Origin of the sequence: Burkholderia sp. M6-3 (assembly GCF_050858985.1) — a bacterium.
Lineage (GTDB): Bacteria > Pseudomonadota > Gammaproteobacteria > Burkholderiales > Burkholderiaceae > Paraburkholderia > Paraburkholderia caledonica.
Genome location: NZ_CP110090.1, coordinates 3121422 through 3136268, shown reverse-complemented (window position 1 = coordinate 3136268; position 14847 = coordinate 3121422). Strand labels below are relative to the sequence as shown.

The window sequence follows — 14847 nt, the reverse complement described above, 5'->3', positions numbered from 1 at the left end:
GCCAGGCGCGGGCTGGCCGGGCGGGGCGGGGCGCGGCGGTGCCGTAACGCAAGAATGACGGGCAGTGCACGGCAAGAATGACAAAAGCCGCCGCCTTTGGAAAGGCGACGGCTTTGCGGTGGTGGATCTGACGAAGCGGCTGGCTTATCAGGCGCGCTGCCGCTGCGGAACGGGGCGGTGTTTGGGGCGGTGTTTGCGATGGAGCACTGCGCGATGATCGGCCCGCGAACTGCCGTGCAACTCGTGCGCCAGTTGCGCTAGTTACTGCGCAGCCGGCAGCCCCTGAATCTTCATTCCAGGCTTGATACCCTTCGACGTGAACCAGCCCTTGCTCATCTCGAGCGCATAGACGCCGTTATTCTTCGGGCAGTGATTGTTGGTCGTTTCCGCCTGCATTTCGTCGATGTCGGTCACGGTCCCGTCGGCTCTGATGAATGCAATCGACAATGGGATCAACGTGTTCTTCATCCAGAAGCAATGCACGGCATTCTCGTTGAAGACGAACAGCATGCCTTCGTTCGGCGCCAGGTTCGTGCGGTACATCAGACCTTGCTCGCGATCCGCGTCGTTGGCGGCGACGGCCGCGTCGATCACGAACATGCCGGCGGTGAGCTTCGCGCGCGGAAATTCGCCAGGCTGTTTCGCGCCGGCCGGCATTTGCTGCGCATGAGCGGGGGCCGCACTCAAAGCGGCGAACGACACCGCCGCGAACGGCAGGATTGCGGCAACGGCGAAACGCGCCATCAACGAGCGCATGGAAAATCGCACGGCATGACTCCTTGCTGAAATTAACCGGGGAATGTTACGCGAGCGCGTCAAAAACAAAAAGGCAGATCGCCTTGCGGTGATCTGCCTTTCAACGCCGTAAGAACGGCAATGAAGCTAGTTCTTGACTGCGTCTTTACAACAAACTTACTCCGAAGCGCCCGAAGCTGCAGCAGCTGCTGCTGCCTTCTTGTGCGACTTCTTGTGAGCGTGCTTCGTGGTCTTCTTAGCCGACGAAGCAGCAGCTGCCGGAGCTGCCGAAGCTGCTGCCGGTGCCGAAGCTTGTGCGAATGCTGCCGTTGCGAAGAGGCCAGCGACCAGAGCGGCGATCAGTTTGTTCATTTTGCAAATCCTCAGCTTTAGTTAATTAACCAAATGACCCGGTTATGTTTGAGTCATGTCGGTAAACGTGCCATCCACCTTTCGGTTGACAGGTGCGTCGAACAAATTTTTCGACGCGCCCGCCTAGCGCTCAGACTGCCCGCACGGACCGCGCATGCGGCTTGTACAAAGGCCCTTAAGGCTGAATGCCGGACGGCTTAGAGCGGCATCTGCGTCGAATAACGCGTGAGCTCGCGCACCGGTTGACGTGAATTTTCCGGAAAGTTTCGATGTGGGACGTTGAGGTGAACCAGGCTTTCGACGAGTTGCGCGAATGCCGGTGTTTCACGGTTTTTCACTCGCGAGTTTCACGCGCCGTTTTGCTCACGGAGACAATGACTTAGCGATTCAGGCGTAGCCTTCCCAAGGCGCTTTCAGCGGCAGATCGAGGCTTTCTCCTGGCTGCAGACCAAGCGAAAAAATATCGAGTGCGCCGATGCCGACACGCACGAGACGCAGCGTCGGAAAGCCGACCGCGGCCGTCATGCGGCGCACCTGGCGATTCTTGCCTTCGGTAATCGACAACTCGATCCACGTGGTGGGAATCGCGGCGCGATAGCGGATCGGCGGCGTGCGGGCCCAAAGCGTGTCGGTCGGCTCGACATAGTCGGCGCGGCAGGGCTGCGTCACGTAGTCGCCCAGATCGACGCCGCGCGCGAGCTTTTTCAACGCGATGGAATCGACGGTGCCTTCCACTTGCGCCCAGTAGCGCTTGACAAGCTTATGACGCGGTTCGGCGATACGCGCTTGCAGCGCGCCGTCGTCGGTGAGAAGCAGAAGGCCCTCGCTGTCCGAGTCGAGACGCCCGGCTGGATAGACGCCGGGTACCTTCACCCAGTCGGCCAGCGAAGCGCGCGTCTCGTGCGCGGAAAACTGGCAGATCGTGCCAAACGGCTTGTTCAGGGCGAGAAGGCGCATAAGAAATGATGGAGTCGTGCGACGCCCGTTGCGGCGTGAAGCGCCGATGCGCAAACAGAACACGCCCGGGCCTGTAGTCGATGGCGCGATCATAAAGCATAGCGCGTGTCCGAAAGCGCTGAGTCTTGTGTAAGACACGACGTTCGGCCGTGGCGGTCGTGGGCGCTTCATGTTGGAAAACCCCGAGCCGCTCTCGCCTCGGTGCAGCGCCCGCGTGGGCTAGAATAACGGCCAGGCCGCTTGCGGGCGTCCGGCATTGCGCGTAGCGAGGAGCGCCCATTTTCGCAGTCTCCCATCAGCTTTCAGCACAGCCTTCACTGGAGTCCGATCATGCCGTATCAGCACATCAACGTTCCGACCGGTGGTGACAAGATCACCGTCAATGCGGATTTCTCGCTCAACGTGTCCGACCAGCCGATCATTCCGTTTATTGAAGGCGACGGCACCGGTGTCGACATCACGCCCGTCATGATCAAGGTCGTGGACGCCGCAGTGGAAAAGGCCTACGCGGGCAAAAAGAAAATCCACTGGATGGAAATCTACGCGGGCGAGAAGTCGACCAAGGTCTACGGTCCGGACGTATGGCTGCCGGAAGAAACGCTTCAGGTGCTGAAGGAATATGTCGTGTCGATCAAGGGGCCGCTCACCACGCCGGTCGGCGGCGGCATCCGCTCGCTGAACGTCGCGCTGCGTCAGGAACTCGACCTGTACGTGTGCCTGCGTCCGGTTCAGTACTTCAAGGGCGTGCCGTCGCCCGTGCGCGAGCCGGAGAAAACCAACATGGTGATCTTCCGCGAGAACTCGGAAGACATCTACGCGGGTATCGAATGGCCGGCCGAATCCGAAGAGGCGAAAAAGGTCATCAAATTCCTGAAGGAAGAGATGGGCGTGAAGAAGATCCGCTTCCCCGACACATCGGGAATCGGTATCAAGCCGGTGTCGCGCGAGGGTACGGAGCGTCTCGTGCGCAAGGCGATCCAGTATGCAATCGACAACGATCGCCGCTCGGTCACGCTCGTGCACAAAGGCAACATCATGAAGTACACGGAAGGCGCATTCCGTGACTACGGCTATGCGCTCGCGCAGAAGGAGTTCAACGCCGAGCTGATCGACGGCGGTCCGTGGATGAAGGTCAAGAACCCGAAAACGGGCGGCGACATCGTCGTGAAGGACGTGATCGCCGACGCGTTCCTGCAGCAAATCCTGTTGCGCCCGGCTGAATACGACGTCATCGCGACGCTCAATCTGAACGGCGACTACGTGTCGGACGCGCTGGCCGCGCAGGTCGGCGGGATTGGCATCGCGCCGGGCGCGAACATGTCGGATTCGGTCGCGATGTTCGAGGCCACTCACGGCACGGCGCCCAAATACGCGGGCAAGGACTACGTGAATCCGGGTTCGGAGATTCTTTCCGCGGAAATGATGCTGCGCCATATCGGCTGGCTGGAAGCCGCGGATCTGATTATCAAGTCAATGGAAACGTCCATTCTGCAAAAGCGGGTCACTTACGACTTCGCGCGTCTGATGGAAGGCGCGACGCAGGTCTCGTGTTCGGGATTCGGCCAGGTGATGATCGAAAACATGTAAGCGGCGCGTGGCAAGCCGCCCTGCTGGCATCGCGAGGAACCCGGTTGCGCTTTTCAGGCAGCCGGGTTTTTTTACGCTAACCGGTCGATATGAGGTTTCGTGACCGACGCATACCGGCTGAAGGCGGAGTGCGCGATGACGCGAGGCGAGGCAAACGAGGAGCCTGCATGACCGACTGCCCGATATTTGGGACGTCGATCTATTTGCAACGGGATTGGGATTAACAGGAAGTGACGCCCAAAAAGAAACCCGGCGCGAAGCCGGGTTTCAAAAGGACGGGTACCGAACACGTGTCAGGCGGGTGCCTGGATGTTCGATGCCTGCTTGCCTTTCGGGCCTTGCACGACCTCGAAGGTCACTTTTTGGCCTTCCTTGAGGGTCTTGAACCCATTCATCTGGATGGCCGAGAAGTGTGCAAACAGATCCTCACCACCTTCGTCAGGCGTGATGAATCCGAAACCTTTTGCGTCATTGAACCATTTGACCGTACCAGTTGCCATTCCAACTTCCCCTGTAACTCATGTCACTACCACGAGCCCTCGAAAAGCTCGACGACCGCGCGATGCAGCCGCTCCCTCCTCACAAGCTCACCATCGGCATTTTTTCGAATTTGGCGCAGTGAAAAAAGTGCCAGCTTGATTGTTGAGGCTCTTTATTCGAGTGTCAAGAAAATTTTGAGATGGCGTTACACGCGTTGCCAACAGGCGGTTTCCAGGGTTTTTCCCGCTTTTGTTATGTGCGGTTGCGCAAGCGGGGCGTCTTGAAAAGTCGCATAATCGACTCACTTGCTGTTCTGCGGGTCGCTCGCCGCGAGATGGGCGAACGAGTGGCGGTCAGCTAGCTCCGGCAGGTTGTGCGATACTCGATCCGACTGCGGCGCAGCACGGCCGCGACGCATGATCTGGATAGGGGGCCGGCACCGCAATCGGCTCGTCGAATGGCGCATGCAGGCGGTGAGTTTCCGCCAGCGGCGGCGTTCGGGTGAACCGGCCGGTTTGCCGGGTTTTGACAGGATTGCGGGCCTGTCCTAGATGTTTAGAATGGGTGTATGGCGATTATCCCGGACAAGCAGGACGGCACCGTACTGGAGCGGCAGGAGAAAAAGCTCAAGCCGCCATCCATGTACAAGGTGGTGCTGCTGAATGACGACTTCACGCCAATGGAATTTGTCGTGATGATCGTGCAGGAATATTTCAATAAAGATCGTGAAACCGCAACACAGGTTATGTTGAAGGTGCATCGCGAGGGCAGGGGAGTTTGTGGGGTCTATACGCGGGACATCGCGTCGACCAAAGTCGAGCAAGTCGTTACCCACGCACGGCAGGCCGGGCATCCGCTGCAGTGTGTGATGGAGGAAGCATGATTGCCCAGGAACTGGAAGTCAGCCTGCACATGGCGTTCATGGAAGCACGCCAGGCGCGGCACGAGTTCATAACGGTCGAACATCTTTTGCTGGCACTGTTGGACAATCCGACAGCGGCGGAAGTGTTGCGTGCATGCGCGGCCAATATCGAGGATCTGCGCCAGAACCTGCGCAACTTCATTCATGACAACACGCCTACCGTGCCCGGCACGGACGACGTCGACACGCAGCCCACGCTGGGTTTCCAGCGTGTGATTCAGCGCGCGATCATGCATGTTCAGTCCACCTCGAATGGCAAGAAGGAAGTGACCGGCGCGAACGTGCTGGTTGCGATCTTCGGCGAGAAGGACTCGCATGCGGTCTACTACCTGCAACAGCAGGGCGTGACACGTCTGGACGTGGTCAATTTCATCTCGCACGGCATCGCCAAGACGAGCAGCACCGACGCCGCGAAAGCGAGCGACGCGAATGCCGAGTCCGACGAAGCCGCCGCGCAGAAAGAAACTCCGCTCGCCCAGTTCACGCAGAATCTGAATCAGATGGCGAAAGACGGCCGCATCGATCCGCTGATCGGGCGTGAGTCGGAAGTGGAGCGCGTGGTCCAGGTGCTGTGCCGCCGCCGCAAGAACAATCCGCTGCTAGTTGGCGAGGCGGGGGTCGGCAAGACGGCGATCGCCGAAGGTCTGGCGTGGCGAATTACGCGCGGCGAAGTGCCGGATATTCTGGCCGACGCTCAAGTGTATTCGCTCGACATGGGCGCGCTGCTGGCCGGCACCAAGTATCGCGGCGATTTCGAGCAACGCCTGAAGACGGTCCTCAAGGAATTGAAGGAACGCCCGCACGCGATTCTTTTCATCGACGAAATTCATACGCTGATCGGCGCTGGCGCCGCGTCGGGCGGTACGCTGGACGCGTCCAACCTGCTGAAGCCGGCGTTGTCGTCGGGTACGCTCAAGTGCATCGGCGCGACCACGTTCACCGAATATCGCGGCATCTTCGAAAAAGACGCGGCATTGTCGCGCCGTTTCCAGAAGGTCGACGTGACTGAGCCGTCTGTCGAACAGACGGTGGCGATTCTGCGCGGCCTGAAGTCGCGTTTCGAAGAGCATCACGGCGTGAAGTATTCGTCTGGCGCGCTGTCGGCGGCAGCGGAGTTGTCGGCACGATTCATCACAGATCGTCATTTGCCGGACAAGGCGATCGACGTGATCGACGAAGCCGGTGCGGCGCAACGCATCCTGCCGAAGTCGAAGCAGAAGAAGACGATCGGCAAGAACGAGATCGAGGAAATCATCTCGAAGATCGCCCGCGTCCCGCCGCAAAGCGTGTCGCAAGACGATCGTAGCAAGCTGCAAACGCTGGATCGCGATCTGAAGAGCGTGGTGTTCGGGCAAGACCCGGCTATCGACGCGCTGTCGGCCGCAATCAAGATGGCGCGTGCGGGTCTCGGCAAGCTGGATAAGCCGATCGGCGCGTTCCTGTTTTCGGGTCCCACGGGCGTCGGTAAGACAGAAGTGGCCAAGCAGTTGGCGTTCACGCTCGGTATCGAGTTGATCCGCTTTGACATGTCCGAGTACATGGAACGTCATGCGGTCAGCCGTTTGATCGGTGCGCCTCCAGGCTATGTCGGGTTCGACCAGGGCGGGTTGCTGACCGAGGCTGTCACCAAGAAGCCGCACTGCGTGCTGCTGCTCGACGAAATCGAGAAGGCGCATCCGGACATTTACAACGTGCTGCTGCAGGTCATGGACCACGGCACGCTGACGGACAACAACGGCCGCAAGGCGGATTTCCGTAACGTCATCATCATCATGACGACGAATGCGGGCGCCGAGGCGATGGGCAAGTCGGTGATCGGCTTCACGAATCGTCGGGAAACCGGCGACGAAATGGTCGACATCAAGCGCATGTTCACGCCGGAGTTCCGTAACCGTCTGGACGCGACAATCAGCTTCCGTGCGCTCGATGAAGAAATCATCATGCGCGTGGTCGACAAGTTCCTGATGCAACTGGAAGATCAGTTGCATGAGAAGAAGGTCGATGCGCTCTTCACCGACGCGTTGCGCAAGCACCTCGCGAAGCACGGTTTCGATCCGTTGATGGGCGCGCGGCCAATGCAGCGTCTGATTCAGGACACGATTCGCCGTGCGCTGGCCGACGAACTGCTGTTCGGCAAGCTGATGAGCGGCGGCCGTGTTTCGGTCGACGTCGATGCGGAAGACAAGGTCCAGTTGACCTTCGACGAGCATCCGGCGCCGCGCAATCCGAATCCGGAAGCGGTCGAAGTCGAGTAAGCGTCGAGCGTACTCGCCACAGAAAAAACGGCGTGGACCGCAAGGTCCACGCCGTTTTCATTTGCGCTGTTCAGTTCAGTGCTTGCCGGTGCTGCCAAAGCCACCTGCGCCACGTTCGCTTTGCTCGAACTCATCGACGATATTGAATTCGGCCTGCACGACCGGCACGATCACGAGTTGCGCGAGACGCTCCATCGGATTGAGCACGAACGCGGTCTGGCCGCGGTTCCATGTCGAGATCATCAGTTCGCCTTGATAATCGGAATCGATCAGGCCGACCAGATTGCCGAGCACGATTCCGTGCTTATGTCCCAGACCCGAGCGCGGCAGGATCAGCGCGGCATAGCCGGGGTCGCCCACGTGTATCGCGAGCCCCGTCGGCACGAGTGCGGTTTCGCCGGGCTTGAGCGTCAACGGCTCTTTGAGACACGCGCGCAAATCGAGCCCCGCGCTACCGCTCGTCGCGTAGGCAGGAAGCTGGTCGCGCATGCGCGCATCGAGAATCTTCAGGTCGAGTTTCATGCAGGTTCGAAGGTTTAAGAAGTTGAAGCCGGGCGCCCGAGATGGAACGCTTCGGCAAGGAGTTCATAGGAACGCAGGCGCGCGCGATAGCTGCCTGCGACGGTAAGCACGATGAGCTCGTCGGCCTGGAACTGCTCCTGCAATGCATGGAGGCGCTCGGTCACGACTTCGGGCGTGCCGATGATACTGCGCGGCTTCTCGCGGTCTATCACCAGTTTCTCGCGCTCGCCATACTCCTGCGCGACACCCTGTTCGATAGTCGGAATCGGTTCGTTCAGGCCATAAGCCATTTGCACCCGACGCAGATCGACGGCTTTCGCCAGATCAGCGGCTTCCTGTTCGGTGTCCGCGCAAATCACGAACACGGCGGCGGCCAGATACGATTGCTGCGTTTCCTCGCTCGGCTTGAAACGCTCGCGATACGCGTGCGCGACCTGATGCCCGAAATGAGCGTTGATGAAATGCGCAAACGCGAAGCGGATTCCGAGCTGCGCAGCGAGCAACCCGCCGAATTCGCTTGAACCGAGCATCCACAGCTGCGGACGCGTGGCAACTTGCGGTTGCAGCAGTACGCCTCGCGCGACGTGATCGGCAGGCAGCGTGCCGTGCATCAGGCCGAGCAGATCGGCCACCTGTTGCGGGAAGATTTCGCCGCGGTTGTAGTCGCCCGCAGCAACCGCCTGGGCGGTGCGCATGTCGCCGCCGGGCGCGCGCCCAACGCCGAGATCGATGCGGTTAGGGAACAGCGCCTCCAGCATCATGAATTGCTCGGCGACCTTGAACGGGCTGTAGTACGGCAGCATGATGCCGCCGGAGCCCAGCCGGATGCGCCGCGTGACGCTGCCAAGGCGCGCGAGCATCACTTCCGGACACGGGTTCGACACGCCACGTAAGCCGTGATGCTCAGCGCACCAGTAGCGCGTGTAGCCGAGATCGTCGGCGAGTTGCGCGAGTTCTACCGTGGCGGCAATCGCGTCCGCCACCGAGTGCCCTGAAATGACGGGCGTTTGATCGAGCACGGAAAGTAGCGTCATGTCAGTGTGCTCCAGATGGGTCATTCGCTTCGCCGCGTTGCTTGCGGCGACTGCATGCCGGCGCCGGACCGCCGGCTCAGCGAATCAAACTTGTGTCGGGCAGACGCTTCGCAATCTCCGCGATCAGCGCGCGCGCGAGCGTCTGCTTGTCCGCGCGCGGCAGCCTGGTGGCGCCGCCCGCTTCGAACAGGATGACCTCGTTATCGTCCATGCCGAATGTGAGCGGCCCGAGATTGCCGATCAGAAGCGGCACGTTTTTGCGCACGCGTTTTTCTTCGCCATGCACTTCGAGATCGCCGCTTTCCGCGGCGAAGCCGACGGTGAAGGGCGGATGCGGCAACTTCGCGACCGAGGCCAGAATGTCCGGATTTTCGACGAACGAAAAAGTGGGCAACGCGCGATCCGCGCTTTTCTTGATCTTGTGGTCGCTCGGGTGATCGACGCGCCAGTCAGCGACCGCGGCTACGCCGATGAAGATGTCCGCATCTGTCACCGCGCGCATCACGGCATCGTGCATCTGCTGGGCGGTCTGCACGTCTTCGCGGAACACGCCCCACGGTGTTTCGAGCGCGACAGGACCGGCGACGAGATGCACGTCGGCGCCGGCCTGTTGCGCGGCGCGGGCCAGCGCGAACCCCATCTTGCCACTCGATCGGTTGGTGATGCCGCGCACCGGGTCCAGCGGTTCGAACGTCGGCCCGGCGGTCAGCAACACGCGCCGGCCCGAAAGAATTTTCGGCGCAAAGAACGACGCGATCGCCTCATAGGTCGCCGCGGCTTCGAGCATGCGCCCGTCGCCGATTTCGCCGCAAGCCTGAGGACCGGAGTCCGGCCCGAGCACTTCAATTCCGTCCGCGCGCAATTGTGCGACGTTGCGCTGCGTGGCCGGGTTTTGCCACATCTGCCGGTTCATCGCGGGCACGACGAGCAGCGGACAATCGCGCGCGACGCATAGCGTAGCGAGCAGGTCATCGGCCATGCCGTGTGCGAGTTTGGCGAGGAAGTCGGTGGAGGCAGGCGCAATCACGATCGCGTCGGCTTCGCGCGACAGATCGATATGCGCCATGTTGTTCGCAATACGCGCGTCCCACTGGCTCGTGTAGACGGGCCGGCCAGACAGCGCCTGCATGGTCACCGGGGTGATGAACTGCGTGGCCGCTTCGGTCATGACGACCTGCACGGTTGCGCCGGCCTTGGTCAGCAGGCGCGTGAGTTCGGCGATCTTGTAGCAGGCAATGCCGCCCGTCATACCGAGGACGAGGTGTTTCCCTGCGAGTTCTGCGGTTGCCAACGAAAGCCTCCGACAAAGCGTGGTGGCCGAGCGCGGCGCGCTTGCACCGTTGCCGGCCGTCAAAGCGGACTTCTGGCACGAGGCGAGCGGTCGAAAGGCGACCGCGGCCTCGCGCTGTGAGGCGACCGCTATCGCGACCTTAACGCGAGCCGCGTACGCGCCGCAACTCGTCGATTACGAGCAGAATCGCGCCGACCGTAATCGCGCTGTCGGCCAGGTTGAACGCCGGCCAGTGCCACGCGCGCACGTGGAAATCCAGAAAGTCGATCACGTGGCCGTACGCGAGCCGGTCGATCACATTGCCGAGCGCGCCGCCGAGTATCAGCGCAAGCGCGGTGCAGAACATTTTTTGCCCGCCGTGGCGCTTGAGCAGATAGCAGATCACCAGCGCGGCGACCACGCCGAGCGCGGTAAACGCCCAGCGTTGCCAGCCGCCAGCCATTGCGAGGAAGCTGAATGCCGCGCCGCGGTTGTACACGAGAATCAGGTTGAAGAACGACGTGACCTCATGCGCGACGCCATAAGCAAACACCTTCTGCACCGCGATTTTCGTCAACTGATCGAACAGGATCACGATCAGCGCGACGCCCAGCCAGGGCGCCAGCGAACTGTTTCCGGCGGAAGCTTTCGATGTGGTTTTCGCCATGGTTCTCGCCATTATGCCGCGCTCCTCGCTTCACCGTTACCGAACAGGTTGCTGACACAGCGGCCGCACAGCGTGGGGTGTTCCGCGTCTGCGCCCACGTCCGCACGATAGTGCCAGCAGCGCTCGCATTTCAGATACTTCGACGTGATCACTTCGACGCCTTCTTCGTCTTCGCTCTCGACCTTGACGACGCTCGCCGCCGACGTGATCAGCACGAACTTCAGGTCGTCGCCGAGGCTCGTCAGCGCGTCGTAACGTGCGCCGCTCGCGCGGATTTCCACTTCCGCCTGCAGCGACGAGCCGATCAGGTTCGCGACGCGCGCTTCTTCCAGCGCCTTCGTCACGTCGCCGCGGGCAGCGCGCAACAACGTCCATTTGTCGAGCAGCGTGCCTGCGTCCGGCACCGCCGGAAACGCGTGGTACGTCTCGGTGAAAATGGTCTCGCTGTTCGGCTGGAACACCTTCCACGCTTCTTCGGCTGTGAACGACAGGAACGGCGCCATCAGACGCAGCAGGCCTTGCGCGATGTGATACAGCGCGGTTTGAGCCGAGCGGCGCGCGACGGAATCCGCAGCCGTGGTGTACAGGCGGTCCTTCAGCACGTCCAGATAGAAGCCGCCGAGGTCTTCGGAGCAGAACGTTTGCAGCTTCGCGACGACCGGGTGGAACTCGTACTTGTCGTAATGCGAGAGGATGTCATTTTGCAGATTCGCCGACAGCGCCACCGCGTAGCGGTCGATCTCGAGCCAGTCTTCGACCGGGCGCGCGTTCTTCTCGAAGTCGAAGTCCGACAGATTCGCGAGCAGGAAGCGCAGCGTGTTGCGAATGCGGCGATAGCCTTCGGTCACGCGCTTCAGGATTTCTTCGGAGATAGCGAGCTCGCCCGAGTAATCGGTCGACGCGATCCACAAGCGGATGATTTCTGCGCCGAGCCGGTTCGCCACTTCGTGCGGATCGATACCGTTGCCGAGCGACTTGCTCATCTTGCGGCCTTCGCCGTCGACGGTGAAGCCGTGCGTGAGCAGCGCGTTGTACGGCGGACGGCCGTCGAGCATGGACGCGGTCAAGAGCGACGAATGGAACCAGCCGCGATGCTGGTCCGAGCCTTCCAGATACAGGTCGGCCGGGAATTGCAGCTCGTCTTTATGCGAGCCGCGCAGCACGTGCCAATGCGTGGTGCCGGAATCGAACCACACGTCGAGCGTGTCGCGGTTCTTTTCGTACATGTTAGCGTCGTCGCCGATCAATTCGCGCGGGTCGAGCGTTTGCCATGCTTCGATACCGGCCTCTTCTACGCGCTTCGCGACTTCCTCCAGCAACTCCAGCGTGCGCGGATGCAGTTCGCCGGTTTCCTTGTGCACGAAGAAGGCCATCGGCACGCCCCATTGGCGCTGGCGCGACAGTGTCCAGTCGGGACGGTTTGCGATCATGCTGAAGAGGCGCTGCTTGCCCCACGACGGATAAAACGCCGTGTTTTCGATGCCTTCGAGTGCGGTTTCGCGCAGAGTCTTGTCGGTATCGTTCGGCTTCACGTCCATGCCGGCGAACCATTGGGACGTGGCGCGGTAGATGATCGGCGTCTTGTGGCGCCAGCAGTGCATGTAGCTGTGCGTGTACTTCTCGGTGCGCAACAGCGACCCGGCGCCTTGCAGCGCTTCGACGATCTGCGGATTGGCCGCCCAGATCGACAGGCCGCCGAACAGCGCGAGCGATTCGATGTAACGGCCGTCGCCCATCACAGGATTGATGATGTCGGAATCGGCCATGCCGTGTGCCTTGCAGGACACGAAGTCTTCCACGCCATAGGCCGGCGACGAATGCACGACGCCCGTGCCGGTTTCGGTCGTGACGTAGTCGCCCAGGTAGACCGGCGCCGTCCGCTTGTAGCCCGGATGAGCGGACGCGAGCGGATGGTTGAAACGCAGATTGACGAGCTTCGCGCCGGGCGTGGTCGCGACGACCGAGCCTTCCAGGCCATATGTGTTCAGACATGCTTCGACGCGTTCTTCGGCGAGGATCAGCAGGCCGCGCGGCGTGTCGACGAGCGCGTAGACGATTTCCGGATGCAGGTTCAGCGCCTGATTCGCGGGGATCGTCCACGGCGTGGTGGTCCAGATCACGATGCCGCCTTCGTTGCGCGGCAGCGCGGCGAGACCGAACGCCTGTGCGGTCTTTTCCGGCTCGGCGAAGCTGAACAGCACGTCGATGGTCGGATCTGTCTTGTCCTTGTACTCGACTTCTGCTTCAGCGAGCGCCGAGCCGCAGTCGAAACACCAGTTGACCGGCTTCAGGCCGCGGAACACGTAGCCCTTTTCCATGATCTTCGCGAGTGCACGGATTTCTCCGGCTTCGTTTGCGAAGTTCATCGTCTTGTACGGGTTGTCCCACTCGCCGAGCACGCCCAGACGACGGAAGCCGACCTTCTGCTTTTCGATCTGCTCGGTCGCATAGGCACGCGCCTTCTGCATCACTTCGGCGGCGGGCAGCGACTTGCCGAACTGCTTTTCGATCTGGATTTCGATCGGCATGCCGTGGCAGTCCCAGCCCGGCACATAGACCGCGTCGAAGCCCGCCATGTTGCGCGCCTTGACGATCATGTCCTTCAGAATCTTGTTCACCGCGTGCCCGAGGTGAATGTCGCCGTTCGCATACGGAGGGCCGTCGTGCAGGATGAATTTCTTGCGGCCCTTGCTGGCGGCGCGGATCTTCTCGTAGATCTTGCGTTCCTGCCATTCCTTGACCCATTGCGGCTCGCGCTTGGGCAGATCGCCGCGCATCGGGAACGGCGTGTCGAGCAGGTTCACGGGATAACGTGACGGCGGTTTCGAATCGGCTTTCTTGTTGCTCATGATGTGGTCGCGGTGAATTCTTTATAAGCGCAGCGGGGCGCGGGTTGCGCACGATGCGCGAGAGCGTGGGGCGCGCCCGGCAGGTATGTCGCGCGATGCACGGACGCCTTTCGACGCGCGAGAGCGGCGGTCCTTGCGGCAATCAGCGCGCATGGACCGCGGCGGCTATCTAATTCGGTCGGTGGCCGACGTGGCGAAACCGGTGGAACGGCTGCCCGGTGTACCCGCGCCGACGGCCGCGAACCAAGCGCGCGCGTTGGCGACGTCGCGCGCAATGGCGGCCGTGAGCGTTTCGAGGTCGACGTACTTTTCCTCGTCACGCAGCTTCTTCAGGAATTCGACGCGCACGAGCTTGCCGTATGCGTCGCCGTGCCAGTCGAGCAGGTGCACTTCGAGCAGCACGCGGCCGGAATCGTCGACGGTTGGACGCAGGCCGAGGCTCGCGACGCCCGGCAGCGGTTCGTCCGCCACGCCATGCACGCGCACGACGAAAATGCCCGCGAGCGCCGGACGCTTGTGCGCGATCGGCAGGTTTAGCGTGGGAAAGCCGAGATCGCGGCCGAGCTTCATGCCGTGCACGACGTGACCGCTGATCAGGTAATCGCGGCCCAGCGCGGCGCGCGCCGCGTCGAGATCGCCGGCCACCAGCGCCGCGCGTACCCCTGAGCTGGATATGCGCGCGCCGGACGGATCGGCGACCGTTGCCATTTGTTCGACTTCGAAACCGTAGTGCTGCCCCGCGGCTTTTAGCGACGCGAAGTCGCCCGCGCGCTTTGTGCCATAGCGGAAGTCGTCGCCGATCATCACCCAGCGCGCGTGCAGCCCGTTGACGATGATCCGTTCGACGAACGCATCCGGCGACTGGCTCGCGAATGTGTGATTGAAGTGTTCTACGACGACGCGGTCCACACCGTTGGTGCGCAGCGCCTCCAGCTTGTCGCGCAGCATCGCGATGCGTGGCGGCGCGCCGGCGGGATTGAAGAACTCGCGTGGGTGTGGCTCGAAGGTCATCACGCAGACGGGCAGGCCGCGCGCGTCGGCCGCCGCGCGCACGTGCGCGAGCAAAGCCTGATGGCCGCGGTGGACACCGTCGAAGTTGCCGATGGTCAGTGCGCAGGGCGCACGGCTTTCAGCATTGGGAAGACCGCGGAAGACTCTCACGATAGCGCGTCGGGATAGAGCGGGCGAGGTGCCGCA

Annotated in this window: 13 protein-coding genes; 3 read left to right on the top strand and 10 right to left on the bottom strand. The window is 61.6% G+C overall.

All coding sequences use genetic code 11. From position 1 onward, the window contains the following. Positions 1-261: 261 nt before the first annotated feature. The 3 genes from OH764_RS13575 to OH764_RS13565 all read right to left on the bottom strand — a co-directional run bounded on the left by OH764_RS13575 (position 262) and on the right by OH764_RS13565 (position 2064). The gene (locus OH764_RS13575; protein ID WP_498847144.1) at positions 262-768 is read right to left on the bottom strand and encodes a DUF192 domain-containing protein; all 507 of its coding nucleotides are present in this window, start codon (positions 766-768) and stop codon (positions 262-264) included. Positions 769-912: 144 nt separating this feature from the next. Next, complete coding sequence (locus OH764_RS13570; protein WP_011489640.1) at positions 913-1107, bottom strand: hypothetical protein; 195 nt, start codon at positions 1105-1107, stop codon at positions 913-915. A gap of 387 nt (positions 1108-1494) precedes the next feature. Then, a complete protein-coding gene (locus OH764_RS13565; RefSeq protein ID WP_498847143.1) occupies positions 1495-2064 on the bottom strand; it encodes a pseudouridine synthase family protein in 570 nt (189 codons plus the stop codon). Between the two features lie 330 nt (positions 2065-2394). Between OH764_RS13565 and icd the strand changes: the two genes are divergently transcribed. Next, positions 2395-3651, top strand: a complete 1257-nt coding sequence (icd, locus tag OH764_RS13560; RefSeq protein WP_392394296.1) for an NADP-dependent isocitrate dehydrogenase — start codon at positions 2395-2397, stop codon at positions 3649-3651. Between the two features lie 293 nt (positions 3652-3944). On the opposite strand, the gene OH764_RS13555 is transcribed toward icd, so the two are convergent. Next, positions 3945-4151: a cold-shock protein gene (locus OH764_RS13555; RefSeq protein ID WP_007180614.1), complete on the bottom strand. Its 207-nt coding sequence runs from the start codon at positions 4149-4151 to the stop codon at positions 3945-3947. 548 nt (positions 4152-4699) lie between these two features. Between OH764_RS13555 and clpS the strand changes: the two genes are divergently transcribed. Both clpS and clpA read left to right on the top strand, forming a co-directional pair. Then, entirely contained in the window at positions 4700-5014 is a 315-nt protein-coding gene (clpS, locus tag OH764_RS13550) for an ATP-dependent Clp protease adapter ClpS (protein WP_006050100.1), read from the top strand. Then, on the top strand, positions 5011-7308 hold the full coding sequence (clpA, locus tag OH764_RS13545; RefSeq protein WP_020069123.1) for an ATP-dependent Clp protease ATP-binding subunit ClpA: 2298 nt from the start codon (positions 5011-5013) through the stop codon (positions 7306-7308). Before clpS ends, clpA begins: the two co-directional genes overlap by 4 nt. Positions 7309-7383: 75 nt before the next feature. Here the strand turns inward: clpA and dut are convergent, their stop codons facing one another. The 6 genes from dut to OH764_RS13515 all read right to left on the bottom strand — a co-directional run bounded on the left by dut (position 7384) and on the right by OH764_RS13515 (position 14811). Then, a complete protein-coding gene (gene dut, locus OH764_RS13540) occupies positions 7384-7830 on the bottom strand; it encodes a dUTP diphosphatase (protein ID WP_498847142.1) in 447 nt (148 codons plus the stop codon). 14 nt (positions 7831-7844) lie between these two features. Then, positions 7845-8864: an LLM class flavin-dependent oxidoreductase gene (locus OH764_RS13535; protein WP_498847141.1), complete on the bottom strand. Its 1020-nt coding sequence runs from the start codon at positions 8862-8864 to the stop codon at positions 7845-7847. Between the two features lie 76 nt (positions 8865-8940). Beyond that, positions 8941-10155: a bifunctional phosphopantothenoylcysteine decarboxylase/phosphopantothenate--cysteine ligase CoaBC gene (gene coaBC, locus OH764_RS13530; RefSeq protein ID WP_027804813.1), complete on the bottom strand. Its 1215-nt coding sequence runs from the start codon at positions 10153-10155 to the stop codon at positions 8941-8943. A 139-nt stretch (positions 10156-10294) separates the two neighbouring features. Continuing rightward, entirely contained in the window at positions 10295-10801 is a 507-nt protein-coding gene (lspA, locus tag OH764_RS13525; protein WP_020069119.1) for a signal peptidase II, read from the bottom strand. An 11-nt stretch (positions 10802-10812) separates the two neighbouring features. Next, on the bottom strand, positions 10813-13650 hold the full coding sequence (gene ileS, locus OH764_RS13520) for an isoleucine--tRNA ligase (RefSeq protein WP_498847140.1): 2838 nt from the start codon (positions 13648-13650) through the stop codon (positions 10813-10815). Between the two features lie 165 nt (positions 13651-13815). Next, the gene (locus tag OH764_RS13515) at positions 13816-14811 is read right to left on the bottom strand and encodes a bifunctional riboflavin kinase/FMN adenylyltransferase (RefSeq protein WP_498847139.1); all 996 of its coding nucleotides are present in this window, start codon (positions 14809-14811) and stop codon (positions 13816-13818) included. Between the last annotated feature and the right edge of the window lie 36 nt (positions 14812-14847).